Origin of the sequence: Solwaraspora sp. WMMD792 (genome assembly GCF_029626105.1) — a bacterium.
Classification (GTDB): domain Bacteria; phylum Actinomycetota; class Actinomycetes; order Mycobacteriales; family Micromonosporaceae; genus Micromonospora_E.
Genome location: NZ_JARUBH010000009.1, coordinates 3441709 through 3459244, shown reverse-complemented (window position 1 = coordinate 3459244; position 17536 = coordinate 3441709). Strand labels below are relative to the sequence as shown.

Sequence of the window (17536 nt, the reverse complement as noted above, 5' to 3'; positions counted from 1 at the left end):
ACCACTGTCTGCTGACGCGAAGTGGATCAAGCCGTAATCTGTCGGACCGGTCCCGTGGTGCGGTGCGCCCGGCAGGGATGCGGGCGGGCGTTACCGTCGGCCGGGTGTCCCGGATACGAGCGATCGGATGGCGGACTGTCGCCCAGCGGATGAGTGCCGTTGCCGCTGTGCTCGGCTGGTTGCTCCTCTGCGTCTACAGCGGCTCGCTGTACCACAATGGCCAGTACTGGGGAATCTATCTCGGTGCCGCTCTCGTCGGCGGCAGTCTCGGACTGGGACTGCTCATCGTCCGGGCCATCCGCCCTCGGGCTTCGGTGCCGTCACGGGTCGCGCTCGTCGCTGTCGTACTGCTCGGCTGGGCGGTCTTCGTCGGGCTCGGCCCGGTCTATCTGCACCTTGCGGGTGAACGGACACCGGTCGTCGTGACCGACACCTGGCGCGGCAGTGAAACCGAGCGGTACCGGCTGGCGCGGTTGGATACCGGAGCGGACCTCGGCTGGCAGTACCGGCACGACATCGGGGTACGCCGCGACGGTGACCAGTTGACCATGTGGGTGGACCCGAACGGCTGGTACGGCCCGTTACCGGCCGACCGCAGCGCAGGCCGCTGGGCGATGACGGTGGCGATGTCCGGCCTCCTGGTGGCCTTCACAACGATTTCCAGCTTTCATCTGCTCGCCCGCTGGACGGTGTCGCGCCGGCTGGTCGCTCGACTCACCAGCGGGTGAGCCGATCACCGGCCGCCGACTCCTTTGCTGGCGGCATTGATCCACTTCGGCTGATCGACGCGACACACCGAGACGCCGATCGACAGCGCGAAGTGGATCACGAGACCGGTCAATCAGTGACGGCCCGCAGTGGCATCGGCACCGCCGGCCGGGCCGGATACGTTCCCCACGGTTCGACCAGGTACGGCGTGAGAAAGGCCAGCAGCAGACCGAGCGCGACCCCACCGGGCAGATAGCCGATCGGGTCGTAGCTCTGTTGGTACTCCAGCCAGGGAATCAGCTGGCCGAACCCGAACGCGAGGATCATGCCGCAGATCAGGGCCACGTATCCAGTGGTCAGCAGCGCTACGCCGAGCCCGATGCCGCCGCCGACGCGGCGCACGACAGCGAGGCGGCGCACGGAACCGACGCGGTAACGGCCGTTGCCGGCAGGCCCGGACACTCGGCCCGCTTTCGTAGCGCGGCCCGCCTCCGGCGTGCGACGTGCTCCTGAGGCGCGGACCGCCGCGATGGTCAGCGCGGCGGCCGGCACTGCCAGCGCCGGCGCGACGGCCGCTAGGGGATAGCTGACCGGCGACGACGTGCCGTCGCCGCTGAGCACCGCCGTACCGAACACCGCCGTACCGAACACCGCCACGCCGGCACCGACCGTGAGCGACCAGGCCGCCGCAGTTGTCTCGGGTAGCGTCCTGATCGACGTCCGCGCCGAGGACGCGGTCACCGCGGCACTGGCGACGATCGCCAGTACGGTCGACAGGCCGACGGTCACGGTGAGCGCGACCGGCGGGACCGACGGCTCGTCGCTGAGGAAGACGCCGTAAACGTACATGCCCGGGACCAGGAACGCGGCCAGCACGGCGAGCCGCGCGATCAGCAACCTGTCGCGTTCCGGGGTGCGTCGACGGGTGGGTGCGAGGCGAGCGGTCGCCCACCATGCCGCGATCGTGAGCAGTAGCGCCCCGGCGGCCAGCCAGGGCAGCGCGACCGGGGTGTGCCAGCCGGACTGGATCACCCCGACGGTGGCGGCGAGCAGCACGACCGGGCTGGCCAGTGCGGGCAGCAGCGACGCGCGACGGTACGCGGCGGCGGCCGCCAGGCACACCGCAACGCAGCAGATGGCGTACATCTGCAGGTCCTGCATCCAGACCCGGCCGGTCGAGGTGTCCCACTCGGCCCAGCCCGCCGGCACCGCGTCGGTGTGCGGCCACGGCGTCTGCAGCCCGATGTTCGGGGTCAGGTAGGCGAGCGTGACCGCCCAGCCGATCGCCGCGCCCGCCGCCCCGCCCCAGGCGAGGACCTCCCGCCAGGATCGGCGTAGCGGGACGGACTCCGGCTGACCGGCTGGTACGGCCGCCTGATTCGGTGCGACGGCCGGCTGACCGGGAACGACCTCCGGCCAGATCGGGTCGGGCCGGCTCGCCGGGATCCGGACGACCACCCAGCGCGCCACGGCGAAACAGAACGCGTTCGTGGCGAGGGTGGCGACCGTGACGACCGGTGTGGGCAGGGTCGCCCACCAGGCGTACGGGGTGAACAGGTAGGCGACGAGCAGTCCGCCGCCGGTCACCGCCGTCGTGGCCACCAGCAGGCGCGGTGCCGGTGCCGGTCGAGGTCGCGGTGGCGCTGGCGGTCGGGGCCGGACCGCCCGCACCGTGTACGCCAGGGACAGCGCGACGGCACCGAGCAGAATCCCGGGCGGGATCGGCAGCGGTATCTGTGCCCCATCAGGCCCGGCGACGAGCGCGGCTGCGGTCGTGGTCGCGGCCAGCGTGATGGCGGCGGTGCCCGGTACGGCGGCGGCGAGCGCCCACCGGGTGGCGCGGCGGGCGAGGGCCGCCACCAGGATGGTCAACGGGATCAGCGTCCCGGCGACGACGGCCGGGCCCGCGACGGTGCCTGCCGGACCGGTGACAGCGATGGTGAACGTCGGACCGGCGACGATGATCGCCAGGTGGCGTACGGCCGATTCGGCGACGACCAGCCCGGCCAGCACCGGGACCGTCGCGGCGACGCACCACGGCCAGCTGACCGGTGCTCCCCGCCGTCGGCGCATCCGGTCGGCGAGCAGTACGCCGCAGCCGATCCCGGCGGCGACGTGCCCGGCGCGGTGGAGCAGGGTCAGGACCGACGGCAGGTCGTCGCCGGTGCTAGTGGCCATCCACAGTGGTCCATTGGCGAGGATGGCCAGGACGGCCGCCGCCAGCGGGGCGAGGAACAGTGCGACGACGTGCAGCGCGGTCCGCTCGACGCGGTCGACCGGGACCGTGCCGACGGCGCCGATCGGAGATTGCCTGGCACAGGCGAGACTCGCCGCGAACCGGATCTGCCGCCAGGCGCGCACCGGCACGGGAACTCCCGGCTCGTGGCCGAGCGTGTACGACTCGGCGAGCCATTCGCGGATCAGTTCGTCGCGGTCGGCGGCCGGCCAGTGGCGGGCCGCGACGACGAACGCCCGGTGGACCAGCCGGCTCAGCATGCTGGTCACGTGGGTTCGGGGGAGACTGCGCCGGGTCGGCCGGTGGCCGGGTCGGCGTGCCCGGGTGCGTGCGGGCGCAGCGCGGCGTAGAGCGCGGCCAGCTCAGTGCGGGCGGCGACCAGGCCGTCCGGGGTGAGCTGGTAGTAGCGCCGGGCCGGGCGGCCTTCGTCCACCGGGTCGATCTGCTCCCACTGCGCGTGCACCCAGCCGGCGGCCAGCAGCCGGTTGAGGATCGGGTAGAGGGTGCCGCTGGGCTGCCCGGTGGTCCGCATCAGCTCCAGGCCGTAGCGCCCGTTGCCGGGGTCGTCGAGCAGCGCCGCCAGCACCCGGGCCACTCCGGTGGTGATCTGGACCGGTCGCGTCATGCCGGCAGCATACTCGGACATCTACATAGGGTCCAGCTTGCCGTCGTTGACCGAGCCGCTGACGACGTCACTTCACGGACGTGCCGCCCACGTGTCGCTGACGGGTATTCGGTTGCCGGCGGCTGAGACGATCATCCGGTGCCGCACCCCACCGCCGAATTGCTCGCCGCCGGAGACCCGCTGACCCACCGGGCCCGGATGTCCGCCCTGGCCGGGCACGCCCGCCGGCTGGCCGCCACCGCAGACCTGCCCGCCGTATTGGCCGAGTTGGCGGCCGGCGACTCCCACCAGCGGTTCCTCGGCCTCACCATGGCGGTGATCGTCGGCGACCAGGCGACGGTGCGCGCCGGCTTCGCCGACCCGGACCGGCGGTTGCGGGCGGTCGCGGTCACCGCGTACCTGCGCTCCGGCTGGGCGGACCCCGACGAGGCGGCGGCGCTGCTGCACGACGCCCCGGCCGACCTGCGGCGCACCGCGTACCGGACGCTGCGCGCCGCCCGCCGCGCCGACCTCGCCGACGCGCTGATCGACCCGGTCCGCGCCCGGTTCGGCGACACCGAGGCCGCGGTCCTGCTGCCCGCCTGCGGCCCGGAGACCGTCGCCCGGCTGCTGCCACCGCTGTCGTACACCGTCGCCGGCGGCGCCGGGCTGGCCCGCCGGCACCCCACCGTACTGCTCGACTTCGCCGACACGCAGCTCGCCGGCCGGTCCGGCGTCGCCCGCGAGGACTGGTGGTCCGAGTGGGGCCGCGCGGTGCTGCACACCGCGCAGCAGCATCCGACGCGGGTGTTCGACCTGCTGGAGCGGTACGCCCCGACGACCCGCCTGCCCGGCGAGCTGACCGCGTACGGCGTGCTGGCCGGTGCCGATCCGACGCGGACCCTGCGGCTGCTCACCGCCCCGGCCCGGGCCGGCTGGCTGCGCCGCCAGCCGTTGCCGTCCGGGTTGCTGTACCGGTTGCGCGACGCCGACCTGGCCGACCTGACCCCGCTCGGGGTACGGCTGCGCGGCACCGACCACACCTTCGCCCGGCTGCTCGCCGCCCTGGCACCGGCCCGCCGCGGTGAGCTGTACGACGCGGTGACGGCTGATGTGGACACCACCGAGCTGCTGCTGTCGGAGCAGCTGCTGGCCGTGCTGCCCCGCCGCTGTCGGCACCGGGAGGCCCGTCGGATGCTCCACATCGACCGGGTCCGGGCCAGCGAGGACTCGACCCTGACGTACACCGCGTTCCTGCCCTGGGCCGAAGCGGAGTCGACGCTGGTCGCGGCGGCCCGGCGCGCCGACGCCACCGCCCGGGGCACCGGCTACACGCTGCTGCTGGCCGCCGCCGGGCGCAGCGGCGACCCGGCGGCCGTCGTCGCCGCCGTCGAGCAACTGCGCCGGCTGCGCAACGACCAGGATCCGGTACGGGCCCGCGCGTTCACCGCGTTGTCGCAGGTGGTCGGCCTGCTCACCCCGGCGACGGTGCCGGCGCTGACCGACGTCGTCACCCAGGCGGTGGCCGCCCGGGACACCTCGCCGGCCAGCCTGACGGCGATCGGTGGGCTGGCCGGGCAGGTGCTGCGCCGGCACACAGCCGACCCGGCGCTGGTCGGCTGGGCGATGCAGACCTTCGAGACGCTGTACGACGGCCGGCAGTTGCCGTTCCTCGGCCGACTCGACCAGGTGCTGCGCCGGGGTCAGGAGCACGACCTGTTCACCCGGATCGCGCCGTGGATCGAGGGCGCGGCGACCCGGGACCGGTACGAGCCGCTGTTCGCCGTCGCCTGGTCGCTGGGCCGGCGGGCCTGGCGGCTGCCGCACCTGCAGCGGCTGCTGCGCAAGGCGATCCATCCTGGCGTGGTGTCGTCGGTGTTCCGCCGGGCGGTGACGCTGTGGCTGGCCGACCCGGCGACCCGGGCCGACCGGGTCGGCGAGGTCCTCGCCGTCGATGCGTCCACGGTAGAGATCCACGAGGTGTGGCAGACGATCTGCGCCCGCCGCACCGACCTGCTCGATGAGGTGTTCACCACGCCGCCCGGTAAGCGGGCCGGCAAGTTTCTGTCCGCCGGTGCCGGCTGGGTGCCCGGCCCGGCGCACCGGGTCGACCGGTGGCTGCCCCGCCACCAGCGGGCGTACGCCGACCTGCTGATGTCGATCGCCGCCGACCGGAGCATGGCCAGACACCATCGGGTACGGGCGATCAGCTGCGCCGCCCCGGTACCCGGTGCCGGCTGGGCGGTCGTCGCCCGGTATCTCGACGCGGCGGACGTCACCCTCGCCGAGGCGGCACTGGCCGCGCTGGCCTGGACCGACCGGCCAGACGAGGCGCTGCCGGTGCTGCTGCGGCACGTCGACGACGACCGGGCCCGCGTCGCCGTCTACGTGGCCGGCCGTACCGCCCGGCTCGTCGCACCGTCGACGCTGGTTGCCACGCTCACCGACGTGGCGCTCGGCGCCGGCAAGGTGACCAGCCGCAAGCAGGCGCTGCGGTTGCTCGCCCGGTACGGCCCGCCGGAGGCGTTCGACGTGGTCACCGCGGCGTACCGGCGGGTGGACCAGCACCCCGACGTGCGGGCCGCCGCCGTCGCCGCCGCCCGGCAGCGACCCGACGTGCCGGCCAGTTGGACGATCCTGGCCGGGGCGGCCGGCACCGCTGACGCGGCTGGTACCGCTGGCCGCGCTGGCGGAGCCGATTCGCCGAGACCGTCGCGGGCCGAGGTGACGGCGCTGCTGGACGCACCACCGTCGACCATCGCCGAGCCGGACCGCCCCCGGTACGCCGCACTGGTCGTGGCCGCCACCGGCAACCCGGATCCGGAAGCGGCCCGGCTGGCCTGGATGGCGTTGCCGGCCTGGGCCCGCTGGGTACCCGAGCTGACCGGGTTGACCGTCGCCGCCCTGACCGACCTGGACGACCCGTACCGGTGGGCGTCGGCGATGCGGGTGGTGACCCGGCTGCTCGACGAACCGGCGGCGGCAGCCGATGGATCGCTGTCGGCAGCTGACGGGTCGCCGCCGGCCGTCGACCGGTCGCCGCTGGTGGTCGCGGTGGACGCGCTGGCCCGGCTGGACCGGGCCGACGACCGGCCGGGCGACCCGGCAGGGGACCGGCCGGCCCGCCGCCGCCTCGACCGGCTCGTCGACGCGGCGGTGCGCTGGTGCCGCGACGCCGACCCGGACACCGACCGGGCGGCGGTGCGGGCCGCCGCGCGTACCCTCGTCGGGTTTGCCGACCTGACCCCGCAGGCGGCCCGGCTGCTCGCCCACCTGGTGCCGCTGGCCGCACCGACCGCGACCCCGGTCGTGGCAGAGCTGGCCGCGCTCGCCGACCTGGTCGCCGACCGGCCGGTGCTGGCCGGCCGGCTCGCCGAGACGCTGGCCGACGAGGTCCGCCGCGCCGACGGCAGGTGGGACCCGGCGGTGCTGACGACCGTTGCCGGGGCGCTGGCCGACCGAGGTGACCTGGCCGCCGGGCTGTTCGCGGTGGCGCTGGTCCGGGCCGGCGACCGGTACGGCTGGTCGCCGCCGTGGCGGTCGTCGCTGCACCGGCTGCGCCGCCATCCGGTGCCCGATGTCCGGTCGGCGGCCCTCGACATCGCGATGGCGTCCGGCTGAGCCCGACCGGGCGTTGACCTTGCCCGACCACCTCACCATGATCAGCAAACCGGCAGGTCGGTGCCGGTGTGGTCGGAGAGGCGGTAGGTGCGCGTGCAGCGAACGGGACGATCACGGCCGTACGGAGGTAACGGGTCGGGCCGATGGGCCCGGGCGGTGGCCGGGCTCGTCGCGGCCGCCGTCACCCTGACCGCCGTCGCCGGCTGCGGTGACGACGAGCGGATGGCCGCCTTCGAGGAGGCGATCATGCCGATCGTCGTCGAGATCGCCAAGGAGTCGGTGGCGGCCCTGCCGGCGCCGTACCGGATCGTCGCCGAGGTCGGCATCTACGCCACCGAGGAGGCGGCCCACGAGCAGGCGGCCGACCAGGACGCCACCTACCTGTTGATCAACCAGACGATCGACGGTACGCAGCGGGTCAGCGTCTTCCGGATCGACACCACCCGCAAGTTGCGGATCGACATGGACGGGCGGTTCGTCACCGAGATCGAACAGAACCGGATCACCATCACCGCCGACCCCACCGTCGACTCCACGCTCGTGATCACCGATGCGCTGGACAGCGAACCGGTGTACGCCGGCGACCGGCTCGTCTTCACCGGCGACGACCTGCACTACGACCTCGACACCGGGCGGTTCGGCGACCCGGAGCAGGATCCGGAGTTCGCCGCGGCGGTGGATCTGGTGGAGCCCCGGTCCGCCGGCACGTGGAGCTCGCTGACCGGCGGCCAGGCCGCCCTGCGTAACGGCGCACAGGCCGCAGACTGGGACGAAGGCACGCCCACCCTCGGCGGCTGCTCGTCACTGCCCGACTCGGCCTGGAACGACGAGGAGGTCGTCCAGGGCATGTTCAGCGGCAACCGGTGGCGGCGGCTGTTTCCGGTCTACTGCATTCGGACCAGCGACGGCCGGTACGGCACGCTCACCCAGCGCACCTCGGTCGACGGCGAGGAAGGCCCGCTGCAACTGGAGTACGTGCTGTGGAAGAAGCCGGGCGACTGACCGGGGTCGGTGGCGTCCCGTTTGCGAGGTTCGGCGCGGCGCAGCGGGTAGGTGGCTGAGGTGCCGGGCGCGGGGGAACATCGGCCGGCCGGGCGGCGTTGGATCCCGGCGTTGGACCGAGTAGGCGAGCGGCCCGGCTGATCTGCCGGGTCTGGTCCGCCTGGTCTGTCGCCCGGTGCGGGTACGGCCGGGTCTGCGGCCCCGCCCGGTGCGGAATGCCGGGCACCCCCGGGTGGTTGTATCCGGTGCGCCGGTGGGACCGCCCTCCCGCCTGGATCGGCGGGTGTGCGCAGGTCGGAGCGCATCGTTTGAGTTCGACTTTCTTGTGCGTGTTCTGTTCTGTCCCGTTCGTGACCGGTCATCGACCCGGTGTGGTCTGGTGTCCGGTTCATTCCCCTCGGAACGGAGATTCTGCTATGAACACGATCTTCCGTAAGTCTGTTCTGTCGGTTGCTGGTGTGTTGACCGCTGGTGGTGTGGTGGCCGCTCCCGCGGTGGCGCAGGCGGCTGGTCCGGGTGCCGATGGTGGTGCGCGTGAGGTGGCGGTGCGGTACGAGGCGCAGCCGAATTTCTACTACTGCGGGCCGGCGGCGACGCGGATCGCGTTGACGGCGCAGGGTCATGCTCCGTCGCAGGATGAGGTGGCGGGCAAGTTGGGGACGACGGAGGCCGGTACGGATTCGGCTGAGGAGACGACCCGGGTGCTGAACGAGGTGACCGGTGGCGACGAGTACGAGACGGTGTCGATTGGTGCGGCTGCGGCGAAGCCGGAGCATGTGGAGAAGCTGAAGGCGGATGTGCGGGAGGCGGTGGACGACGACCGGGCCGTGGTGGCGAACATCATGGGTACGGCGTCGGATGTCGACGGGGTGGCGCATTCGTACGAGGGTGGGCACTACCTGACGGTGACCGGTTACCGCGATGGTGGTGACACGGTGAAGATCGCCGACCCGTACTACGAGGGCCAGGAGTACTGGATGGACCTCGACGCGTTGGCCGACTGGACCGCCAAGCGCGGCTACTCCGCCTGAGCCGTCCCTGAGCCACGTCCCCGAGCTCTGCCCAGGTCGAACCGATGAGGTTGCTTGACCGGTCCGCTGGCCGGGTCCCGTACGCCGGGACCCGGCCAGCGGCGTTTGGCGTGCCTGACGTTGCATTTTCGTCGGTGGCAGGGTGTACTGTGAAGCAGAGGTTAGAACGGGTGTTCGATAACAGGTAGCTCTGCTGGTTGGGTCCGCCGGTCAGCAACGGCACCACCGGAGTCGACACCCGTACTGGCCGCCGGGAGGAGCGATTCGCGGCGCGAGTCCCGGCAGTGCGGCGCCGCGAGCCGCACGCCCCGGCACTGGGCTTTCGCGGGTCCAGCGCCACCAGGCAGGACCGCTGCCCGCCGCCCCCGACCCCCGGGCGGCGGGCAGCGGACCCCGCCAGCATCGTCGGTGCGGATGCGGTGTGGGGAAGCATCCGCATCCGCACCGACGACGCCCCGCCGACGTCTTCCTCCGTGGGCGGGCACCCGAACAGGTGAAACGCGCGGAGGAGGATCCATGCCGACCACTTCGGCACCGGCTCATTCGGCACCGGCCCAGGCCACGACTGCAGTCCCGGCCCAGGCACCCACGGTGCCGGCGCACCTGCTGCCCAACCGCACCCCGGCCCAGTTGCTCGTCCTCGCCCGGCACGGGCTGACCGAAGCGGGCAGCACCCGCCCCGACGGGCTGCGGTACGCGGCGGCCCACCTGTCCGCTCTGCGCGCCGCCGCCGCGATGCTCGCCGCCCGCGCCCGGCCCGCCCCGACCCGCCGCAACCGGGTCACCAGCGTCTGGGCCCTGCTGATGATGGTCGCTCCCGAGATGGCCGAGTGGGCCACCTTCTTCGCCGCCGGTGCCAGCAAACGGGCCGCCGCCGAAGCCGGCATCCCCCGGGTGGTCACCGCCCGGGAAGCCGACGACCTGCTGCGCTCCGCCGGGCAGTTCGTCTCCCTGGTCGAGGACACCCTCGGGCTGGCCCACCAACCGGCTCTCGACCCGGCTCTCGACGGCCTGGCCGCTGCCTGACCAACCAACCCCCGCACCGGCGTGACCTCTGTCGCCGCCGGCACTCGTGGTGCCGGCGGCGACCACGCGCGCACCAACACCGAGACCAACACCAGTGAGCGAAACCCGGGGGAGAGAAGCAGGATGGCGGGGCGAATGGTGGCCGGCACGGCGGCACTGTCCGCGGTCGCCGCCGCCAACCTGGTCCGCCCGGCCAGCGCGCTCGCCGGCGGTGCCGGCTCAGCGGCGACGGCCGGTACGCCGGACCCGACCGGCCTGCCCGGTTCGGCCGGCATCGACCAGGTGCTTCCCGTCCCGACCATGCTCACCGGCCTGCTACCCGGGCGAGGGCTGCGCCGCGGCTCCACCGTCAACGTGCTGCCCCACCGGTCGGCCCGGCTCGGCGCCACCTCGCTGCTGCTCGCCCTGCTCGCCGAGGCGTCCCGGGCCGGCCTGTGGTGCGCCGTCGTCGGAGTGCCGGCGCTGGGCGTGACCGCCGCCGCCGAGCTGGGCATCGCCCTGGACCGGCTGGCCCTGGTGCCCAACCCCGGACCGGACTGGCCGGCGGTGGTCGCCGCGCTGATCGACGGGGTGGACGTGGTGGTCGTCGCCGCCCCCGCCGCCGTGACAGCGCAGGTGACCGGCCGGCTCGCCGCCCGGGCCCGGCAGCGGGGCTGCGTGCTGGTGCCCTGCGGCCGGTGGGACGCCCCCGACGTCACCCTGCAGGTGGTGAACGGCCGCTGGGAAGGGCTCGGGGCGGGCCGGGGCCGGCTCCGCCGGCGGGAGATGGTCGTCTCCGCCCGGGGCCGGGGGACACTGACCCGGCCCCGGGAGATCCGGATCTGGCTGCCCGGTGGCCCGCCGCCGGCAGCCGCCGCGCCGACCGGCGGCATCACCCGCCGGGCCCGCCGCGCCGAGCTGACTTTGGTGCGGCGGGGATGAGCCGCACTGAGCTGACTTTGGTGCGGCTGACCCTGGTGCGGCCCGGATGAACGCGGTCACCCCGGCCGGCCGGCCCGGCCCGCCCACCCGGGCGCTGGTTGTCTGGTGCCCCGACTGGCCGGTGACCGCCGCCGAGATCATCGACGGCGTGCCGGCCACCGGGCCGGTCGCCGTCCTGCACGCCAACCGGGTGGTCGCCTGCTCCGCCGCCGCCCGCGCCGACGGCGTACACCCCGGGTTGCGCCGACGGGAGGCGCAGAGTCGCTGCCCGGGGCTTACCGTGCTCGACCACGACCCGGCCCGCGACGCCCGCGCGTTCGAGCCGGTCGTCGCCGCGATCGAACAGGTCGTCGCCGGGGTCGAGGTGCACCGTCCCGGGGCGTGCGCCGTCGCCGCCCGAGGCCCGGCCCGCTACTTCGGCGGCGAGGAGGCCGCCGCCGAGCAGATCGTCGAACACGTCGCGCAGGTCTGCGAGGTCGAAAGCCAGGTAGGTGTCGCCGACGGGTTCTTCGCCGCCGGGCTGGCCGCCCGTACCGGCCGGATCGTCCCGCCCGGCGACAGCCGCACGTTCCTGGCCGGGCTGCCGCTGCGGGTGCTCGGCCGACCCGACCTGGCCGGCCTGCTGCGCCGGCTCGGTCTGCGTACCCTCGGGGATTTCGCCGCGCTGCCGGCCCGCGACGTGCTCGCCCGGTTCGGCCCCGACGCGGCGCTGGCCCACCGGCTCGCCGACGGGCGCGACGAACAGCCGTTCACCCCCCGACAGCCGCCGCCCGAACTGTCCGTCACCGCCGACTACGACGAACCGCTCGACCGGGTCGACGCGGCCGCGTTCGCCGCCCGCGCCCTGGCCGAGCAACTGCACGACCAGCTCAGCGGGCACGGACTGGCCTGCACCCGGGTCGGCATCGAAGCGGTCACCGCACACGGCCAGGAACTGCACCGCGTCTGGCGACACGACGGCATGCTCACCGCCGCGGCGATCACCGACCGGCTGCGCTGGCAGCTCGACGGCTGGCTCACCGGCGCCGCCGCCCGCCGCCCGGGTGCCGGTGACGCCGCGTCACCGCCACCACCCACTGCCGGGATCGTCCGGCTGCGGCTCGTCCCGGACGGGGTGCTCGCCCGGGTCGCCCTGCAACCCGGCCTGTGGGGGGAGATCGGCGCGGAGGACGCCCGGGCCCGCCGGGCGTTGACCCGGGTGCAGGGGCTACTCGGGCCGGACGCGGTGGTCACCGCCGTGCTCGGTGGCGGCCGGTCCCCGGTCGACCAGGTCCGGCTGGTGCCGTGGGGCGACGAACGGGCACCGTCCCGGCCCGGTCAGCCGCCGTGGCCCGGCCGGCTGCCGCCACCGGCACCGGCGGTCGTGCTGCCCGCCCCACTGCCGGCCGAGGTGTACGACGCGGCAGGCGAACCGGTCACCGTCAGCGCCCGGCTGGTGGTCAGCGCCGCGCCGGCCCGGCTCGCCGTCGGTACGGGCCCTGCGGTCGACGTCACCGGCTGGGCCGGCCCGTGGCCGCTCGACGAACGCTGGTGGGCACCGGCCGAGGCGCGCCGCCGGGCCCGGTTCCAGGTCGCGCTCGCCGACGGCAGCGCCCTGCTGATCGCCCGCACCGACGGGCGCTGGGTGGTGGAGGCCGTCTATGACTGACGACCCGATCGTGGTCGACCCACTCGCGGTCGACGGCGACGGCGGCGACGCGCCGGGCTGGACCCGCAAGCGGGCACCGTACACCCCGCCGCCGGCACTGGCCGCACCGTCGGCCGCGCCGCTGGTCACCGCCGGGGGCGGGCCGGTCACGCCGTACGCCGAACTGCACTGCCACAGCAACTTCAGTTTCCTCGATGGGGCCAGCCACCCGGAGGAACTCGTCGAGGAGGCGGTCCGGCTGGGGTTGACCGCGCTGGCCGTCACCGACCACGACGGCTGCTACGGGGTGGTCCGCTTCGCCGAGGCGGCCGCCGCGTACGGGCTGCCGACCGTGTTCGGTGCCGAACTGACCCTCACCAGCGCCGTGGACGCCGCAGACCGGCGGGCGGCACCGCGCACCGGGGAGCCGGATCCGGCCGGGCGGCATCTGCTGGCGCTGGCCCGTGGCCCGGCCGGGTACGCCCGGCTGGCCCGCGTCATCTCCCGGGCGCAGCTGCGCGGCGGGGAGAAGGGCCGCCCCGACTACGGCAGCCTGGAACAGGTCGCCGCCGAGCTGCGTGACCACGTACTGGTGCTCACCGGCTGCCGCAAGGGGGCGGTGCCGGCGGCACTGCGTACCGGCGGGGTGGCCGCCGCCGACGCGGAGCTGGACCGGCTGGTGGCGCTGTTCGGCGCGGACGGCGTCGCGGTCGAGCTGACCGACCACGGGCATCCGGACGACGGCGACCGCAACGACGCCCTCGCAGAGCTGGCCCGCGCCCGGCGGCTGCCGACGGTGGCCAGCGGCAACGTGCACTACGCCGCGCCGGCCCGGCACCGGATGGCCGCCGTGCTGGCCGCGATCCGGGCCCGCCGCGGTCTGGACGACATCGACGGCTGGCTGCCCGCCGCCGGCGCCGCCCACCTGCGTTCCGGCGCCGAGATGGCGGCCCGGTTCGCCGGCTACCCGGGCGCGGTGGCCCGGGCCGCCGGCTACGGCACCGAGCTGGCCTTCGACCTGCAGCTGGTCGCCCCCCGGCTGCCCGACCATCCGGTGCCGGCGGGGCACACCGAGATGAGCTGGCTGCGGGAGCTGACCTGGCGGGGCGCGCTGGACCGGTACGGCCCCCGCGAGGCCCACCCGGAGGCGTACCAGCAGCTCGACCACGAGCTCGACATGATCGAGAAGCTGGACTTCCCCGGCTACTTCCTGGTCGTGCACGACATCGTGGCGTTCTGCCGCGAGCAGGACATCTACTGCCAGGGGCGGGGGTCGGCGGCCAACTCGGCGGTCTGCTACGCGCTGCGGATCACCAACGTCGACGCGGTCCGCCACCAGCTGCTGTTCGAGCGGTTCCTCGCCCCCGAACGCGACGGGCCACCCGACATCGACGTCGACATCGAGTCCGGCCGCCGCGAGGAGGTCATCCAGTACGTGTACCGCCGCTACGGCCGGGAACACGCCGCCCAGGTGGCCAACGTGATCTCGTACCGGCCCCGGTCGGCGGTGCGCGACGTGGCCCGCGCGTTCGGGTTCTCACCCGGCCAGCAGGACGCCTGGAGCAAACAGATCGACCACTACGGCGCGGTCGCGGCGGCCGGCGAGGACATCCCGGCGCAGGTGGTGGCGTACGCCGACGAGCTGCAGACCTTCCCCCGGCACCTGGGCGTCCACTCCGGCGGGATGGTGATCTGCGACCGGCCGGTGATCGAGGTCTGCCCGGTGGAGTGGGCCCGGATGCCGGGGCGCACCGTGCTGCAGTGGGACAAGGACGACTGCGCCAGCGTCGGCCTGGTCAAGTTCGACCTGCTCGGGCTGGGCATGCTGACCGCGCTGCACGACGCGCACGACCTGATCGGCTCCGAACTGGACCTCGGTGCCATGTCGCTGGACGACCCCGAGGTGTACGCGATGCTGTGCCGGGCCGACTCGGTCGGGGTGTTCCAGGTGGAGAGCCGCGCCCAGATGGCCACCCTGCCCCGGCTGAAACCGACCTGCTTCTACGACCTGGTCGTCGAGGTGGCGTTGATCCGGCCCGGCCCGATCCAGGGCGGCTCGGTGCACCCGTACATCCGTCGGCGCAACGGCCAGGACCCGGTGACCTACCCGCATCCGCTGATGCGCAACGCGCTGGAGAAGACCCTCGGGGTGCCGCTGTTCCAGGAGCAGCTGATGCAGCTGGCGATCGACCTGGCCGGCTTCGACGCCGCCGGCGCCGACCAGCTGCGCCAGGCGATGGGGTCGAAACGGTCGGCACAGCGGATGGCCGCCATCCGCGACCGGCTGTACGCCGGGATGGCCGGCCGGGGCATCACCGGTGAGCTGGCCGATGACCTGTACGTGAAGCTGAGCGCGTTCGCCAGCTTCGGCTTCCCGGAGAGCCACGCGATGAGCTTCGCCTACCTGGTGTACGCCAGTGCCTGGCTCAAGCGTTACCACCCGGCGCCGTTCCTGGCCGCGTTGCTCAACGCCCAGCCGATGGGGTTCTACTCGCCGCAGACCCTGGTCGACGACGCCCGCCGGCACGGGGTACGGGTGCACCGGCCGGACGTCAACGCCAGCGGTGCGGCGGCCACCCTGGTCGTCGACGCCCGCACCCGGTGGGGTGGCGCGCCGGGGGAGCCGCCGCACCAGTGGGGGGTCGGCGGCCCGCAGGTGCGCCTCGGCCTGTCGGCGGTACGGGGCATCGGCGACGACCTGGCCGAGCGGATCGAGGCCGAACGGGCCGCGCACGGGCCGTACCGGGACATGCCGGACCTGGTCCGCCGGGTCGGGCTGACCGCCGCCCAGCTGGAGGCGCTGGCCACCGCCGACGCGTTCGCCTGTTTCGGGCTGACCCGTCGGCAGGCGCTGTGGGCAGCCGGGGCCGCCGCGCAGGAACGCGCCGACCGGCTGCCGGGTGTCGCCGTCGGGGTCGCCGCGCCGACCCTGCCCGGCCTGGACGAGGTCGACGCGCTGATGGCCGACGTGTGGGCCACCGGGCTGTCACCGGACACCCACCCGGTGCGGTTCGTCCGGGACCGGCTGGCCGCCGCCGGGGCGGTGCCGATCGCCGCCCTGGGTCGGGTCGACGCCGGCACCCGGGTCCGGGTCGGCGGCATCGTCACCCACCGGCAGCGCCCGGCGACCGCCGGTGGGGTGACGTTCGTCAATCTGGAGGACGAGACCGGGATGCTCAACGTGACCTGCTCACCCGGGCTGTGGCAGCGCTACCGGACGGTGGCCCGGTCCAGCGCCGCCCTGCTGGTGCGGGGCCGGCTGGAGAAGGCCGAAGGGGTGATCAACCTGGTCGCCGACCGGCTGGACGCGGTGACCACCCCGGTCAGTCCGGCGTCCCGGGACTTCCGCTGACCGCCGGCTCCGCCGCCGGCGCCGACGGGCCGGGCGTCGGGGTCAGCGGGGTCAACGGCAGTCCGCTCGGTGCCAGCTGCACCGGCGGCGGTGTCGGGGTGGAGGCGGGCAGCGTGAACGGCGCCTGCTCGGGGCAGAACGGGTAGACGTACCGCGGGGTGTCGAACCGTGGTGACATCTCCTCGACCCCCTGCCGGGAGTAGTCAAGTTGCTCGCACCGGTACGGGTCCCCGAGCGAGATCGGCTGGCCGTTCTCGTCGAACAGCCGGGCACCTTCGACCAGCCGGCCCTGTCCGTCGTAGATGTACACGTCCTGCACCTGCAAGTACGGATCGTTCTGGTAGTAGACCGGTCCCGGGGTGCTGCTGCGGGACCGGCGGTCGATGTCGACCACAGCGACCATGCCGAACAACACTGCGATGGCGGTGGTCACGGTGAGTGTCCAGCGGGGCCAGCTGGTCAGCCTGGGCCGGCGACGCCCCAGCCAGATCGAGCCGGCCACGAACCCGCCGAGCGCCAGCAGCCCGATGACGACGCTGCCGCCGGGACGCGGAAAGATCCCCGGCGGGTTGCCCGAGGTGAGGTAGCTGAAGAGCATTGCGGCCAGGTAGCCGCGGAGCACCCACCAGCCGGGGCGTAGCAGCCGTAGGAACTCGCTGGCGGTGCCGTAGCCGAGGACCGGGCCGATCCGGCGGTCGATCCGGCCCAGCCGGTCGCGGGTGGCCCGCCAGGCGACGGCCGCCCGGTGGCCGATCCCCGGCGCCGCTGCCGGCGCGTCCAGTGCGGCGCTGGTACGCAGTTCGGCGGCGTACTCCGTCGGGTCGCCGAGCCGGTCGACCAGCGTGCCGTCGCCTTCGGCGAGCACCTCGGCGAGGTGCTCGGGCAGATCCTCGAGTAGTTCGTCGCGGACCGGGCCGGGCAGGTCGGCCAGCGCGGCCCGTACCTGCTCGACGTAGTGCGTGATCTCAGCCTGCGTCGCGGCGTTCACGCCGCCACCCCCCGATCGTCAAGTAGGTTGTCCATCGTGGCGGCGAAGCTGCGCCAGGTCTTGCCGGAGCGGGTCAGCTGGTCGCGCCCGGCGCCGTTGAGCGAGTAGTACTTGCGGTGCGGGCCCTCCTCGGACGGGACCACGTAGGTGGTGAGCAGACCGGCCTGGAACAGTCGGCGCAGCGTGCCGTACACCGAGGCGTCGCCGACCTCGGTCAGCCCGGCGGTGCGTAGTCGCCGCAGGATGTCGTAGCCGTAGCCGTCCTCGTGCTGCAGCACCGCGAGGACGGCCAGGTCGAGCACCCCTTTGAGAAGCTGGGTGGTATCCACGCTTCGCAGACTACTTCGCAGTGCGATATACCGTCAATCGCGGAGTACCGCCGCCCGGCGACGAGCGCCGCCCCGGATCCGGCCGCCCCGG

Annotated in this window: 12 protein-coding genes; 8 read left to right on the top strand and 4 right to left on the bottom strand. The window is 74.1% G+C overall.

Annotation, left to right across the window (positions count from 1 at the left end; genetic code table 11):
- Positions 1-104 precede the first annotated feature (104 nt).
- Complete coding sequence (locus O7629_RS16585) at positions 105-728, top strand: hypothetical protein (RefSeq protein ID WP_278170220.1); 624 nt, start codon at positions 105-107, stop codon at positions 726-728.
- Between the two features lie 109 nt (positions 729-837).
- Here the strand turns inward: O7629_RS16585 and O7629_RS16580 are convergent, their stop codons facing one another.
- Complete coding sequence (locus tag O7629_RS16580; RefSeq protein ID WP_278170219.1) at positions 838-3213, bottom strand: hypothetical protein; 2376 nt, start codon at positions 3211-3213, stop codon at positions 838-840.
- Positions 3210-3569 carry a PadR family transcriptional regulator gene (locus O7629_RS16575; RefSeq protein ID WP_278170218.1) on the bottom strand — a complete coding sequence of 120 codons (360 nt, stop codon included), beginning with the start codon at positions 3567-3569 and terminating at the stop codon, positions 3210-3212. The genes O7629_RS16580 and O7629_RS16575 overlap by 4 nt, the downstream gene beginning before the upstream one ends.
- A gap of 138 nt (positions 3570-3707) precedes the next feature.
- Between O7629_RS16575 and O7629_RS16570 the strand changes: the two genes are divergently transcribed.
- The 7 genes from O7629_RS16570 (at position 3708) to O7629_RS16540 (ending at position 16128) form a co-directional block, all read left to right on the top strand.
- Positions 3708-7169: a hypothetical protein gene (locus O7629_RS16570; protein WP_278170217.1), complete on the top strand. Its 3462-nt coding sequence runs from the start codon at positions 3708-3710 to the stop codon at positions 7167-7169.
- Between the two features lie 156 nt (positions 7170-7325).
- Positions 7326-8171 carry a hypothetical protein gene (locus tag O7629_RS16565; protein WP_278170216.1) on the top strand — a complete coding sequence of 282 codons (846 nt, stop codon included), beginning with the start codon at positions 7326-7328 and terminating at the stop codon, positions 8169-8171.
- A gap of 416 nt (positions 8172-8587) precedes the next feature.
- Positions 8588-9202: a C39 family peptidase gene (locus O7629_RS16560; RefSeq protein ID WP_278170215.1), complete on the top strand. Its 615-nt coding sequence runs from the start codon at positions 8588-8590 to the stop codon at positions 9200-9202.
- 516 nt (positions 9203-9718) lie between these two features.
- Entirely contained in the window at positions 9719-10228 is a 510-nt protein-coding gene (locus O7629_RS16555; protein WP_278170214.1) for an SAV_6107 family HEPN domain-containing protein, read from the top strand.
- A 123-nt stretch (positions 10229-10351) separates the two neighbouring features.
- Entirely contained in the window at positions 10352-11149 is a 798-nt protein-coding gene (locus O7629_RS16550) for a hypothetical protein (protein WP_347403674.1), read from the top strand.
- 46 nt (positions 11150-11195) lie between these two features.
- On the top strand, positions 11196-12797 hold the full coding sequence (locus O7629_RS16545) for a DNA polymerase Y family protein (protein ID WP_278170213.1): 1602 nt from the start codon (positions 11196-11198) through the stop codon (positions 12795-12797).
- Entirely contained in the window at positions 12790-16128 is a 3339-nt protein-coding gene (locus tag O7629_RS16540) for an error-prone DNA polymerase (RefSeq protein ID WP_278170212.1), read from the top strand. The genes O7629_RS16545 and O7629_RS16540 overlap by 8 nt, the downstream gene beginning before the upstream one ends.
- Here O7629_RS16540 and O7629_RS16535 read toward each other — a convergent pair.
- Positions 16100-17116 (bottom strand): hypothetical protein, encoded by a 1017-nt coding sequence (locus O7629_RS16535; protein WP_278170211.1) that lies wholly within the window; start codon positions 17114-17116, stop codon positions 16100-16102. The genes O7629_RS16540 and O7629_RS16535 overlap by 29 nt on opposite strands.
- Positions 17113-17445: a PadR family transcriptional regulator gene (locus O7629_RS16530; protein WP_278170210.1), complete on the bottom strand. Its 333-nt coding sequence runs from the start codon at positions 17443-17445 to the stop codon at positions 17113-17115. The genes O7629_RS16535 and O7629_RS16530 overlap by 4 nt, the downstream gene beginning before the upstream one ends.
- Positions 17446-17536 lie beyond the last annotated feature (91 nt).

Excerpts from the sequence above, each read along its gene's own strand:
- O7629_RS16575 (WP_278170218.1), bottom strand. The coding sequence starts at position 3,569 with ATGACGCGACCGGTCCAGATCACCACCGGAGTGGCCCGGGTGCTGGCG.
- O7629_RS16560 (WP_278170215.1), top strand. The coding sequence starts at position 8,588 with ATGAACACGATCTTCCGTAAGTCTGTTCTGTCGGTTGCTGGTGTGTTG.
- O7629_RS16555 (WP_278170214.1), top strand. The coding sequence starts at position 9,719 with ATGCCGACCACTTCGGCACCGGCTCATTCGGCACCGGCCCAGGCCACG.
- O7629_RS16550 (WP_347403674.1), top strand. The coding sequence starts at position 10,352 with ATGGCGGGGCGAATGGTGGCCGGCACGGCGGCACTGTCCGCGGTCGCC.
- O7629_RS16545 (WP_278170213.1), top strand. The coding sequence starts at position 11,196 with ATGAACGCGGTCACCCCGGCCGGCCGGCCCGGCCCGCCCACCCGGGCG.
- O7629_RS16540 (WP_278170212.1), top strand. The coding sequence starts at position 12,790 with ATGACTGACGACCCGATCGTGGTCGACCCACTCGCGGTCGACGGCGAC.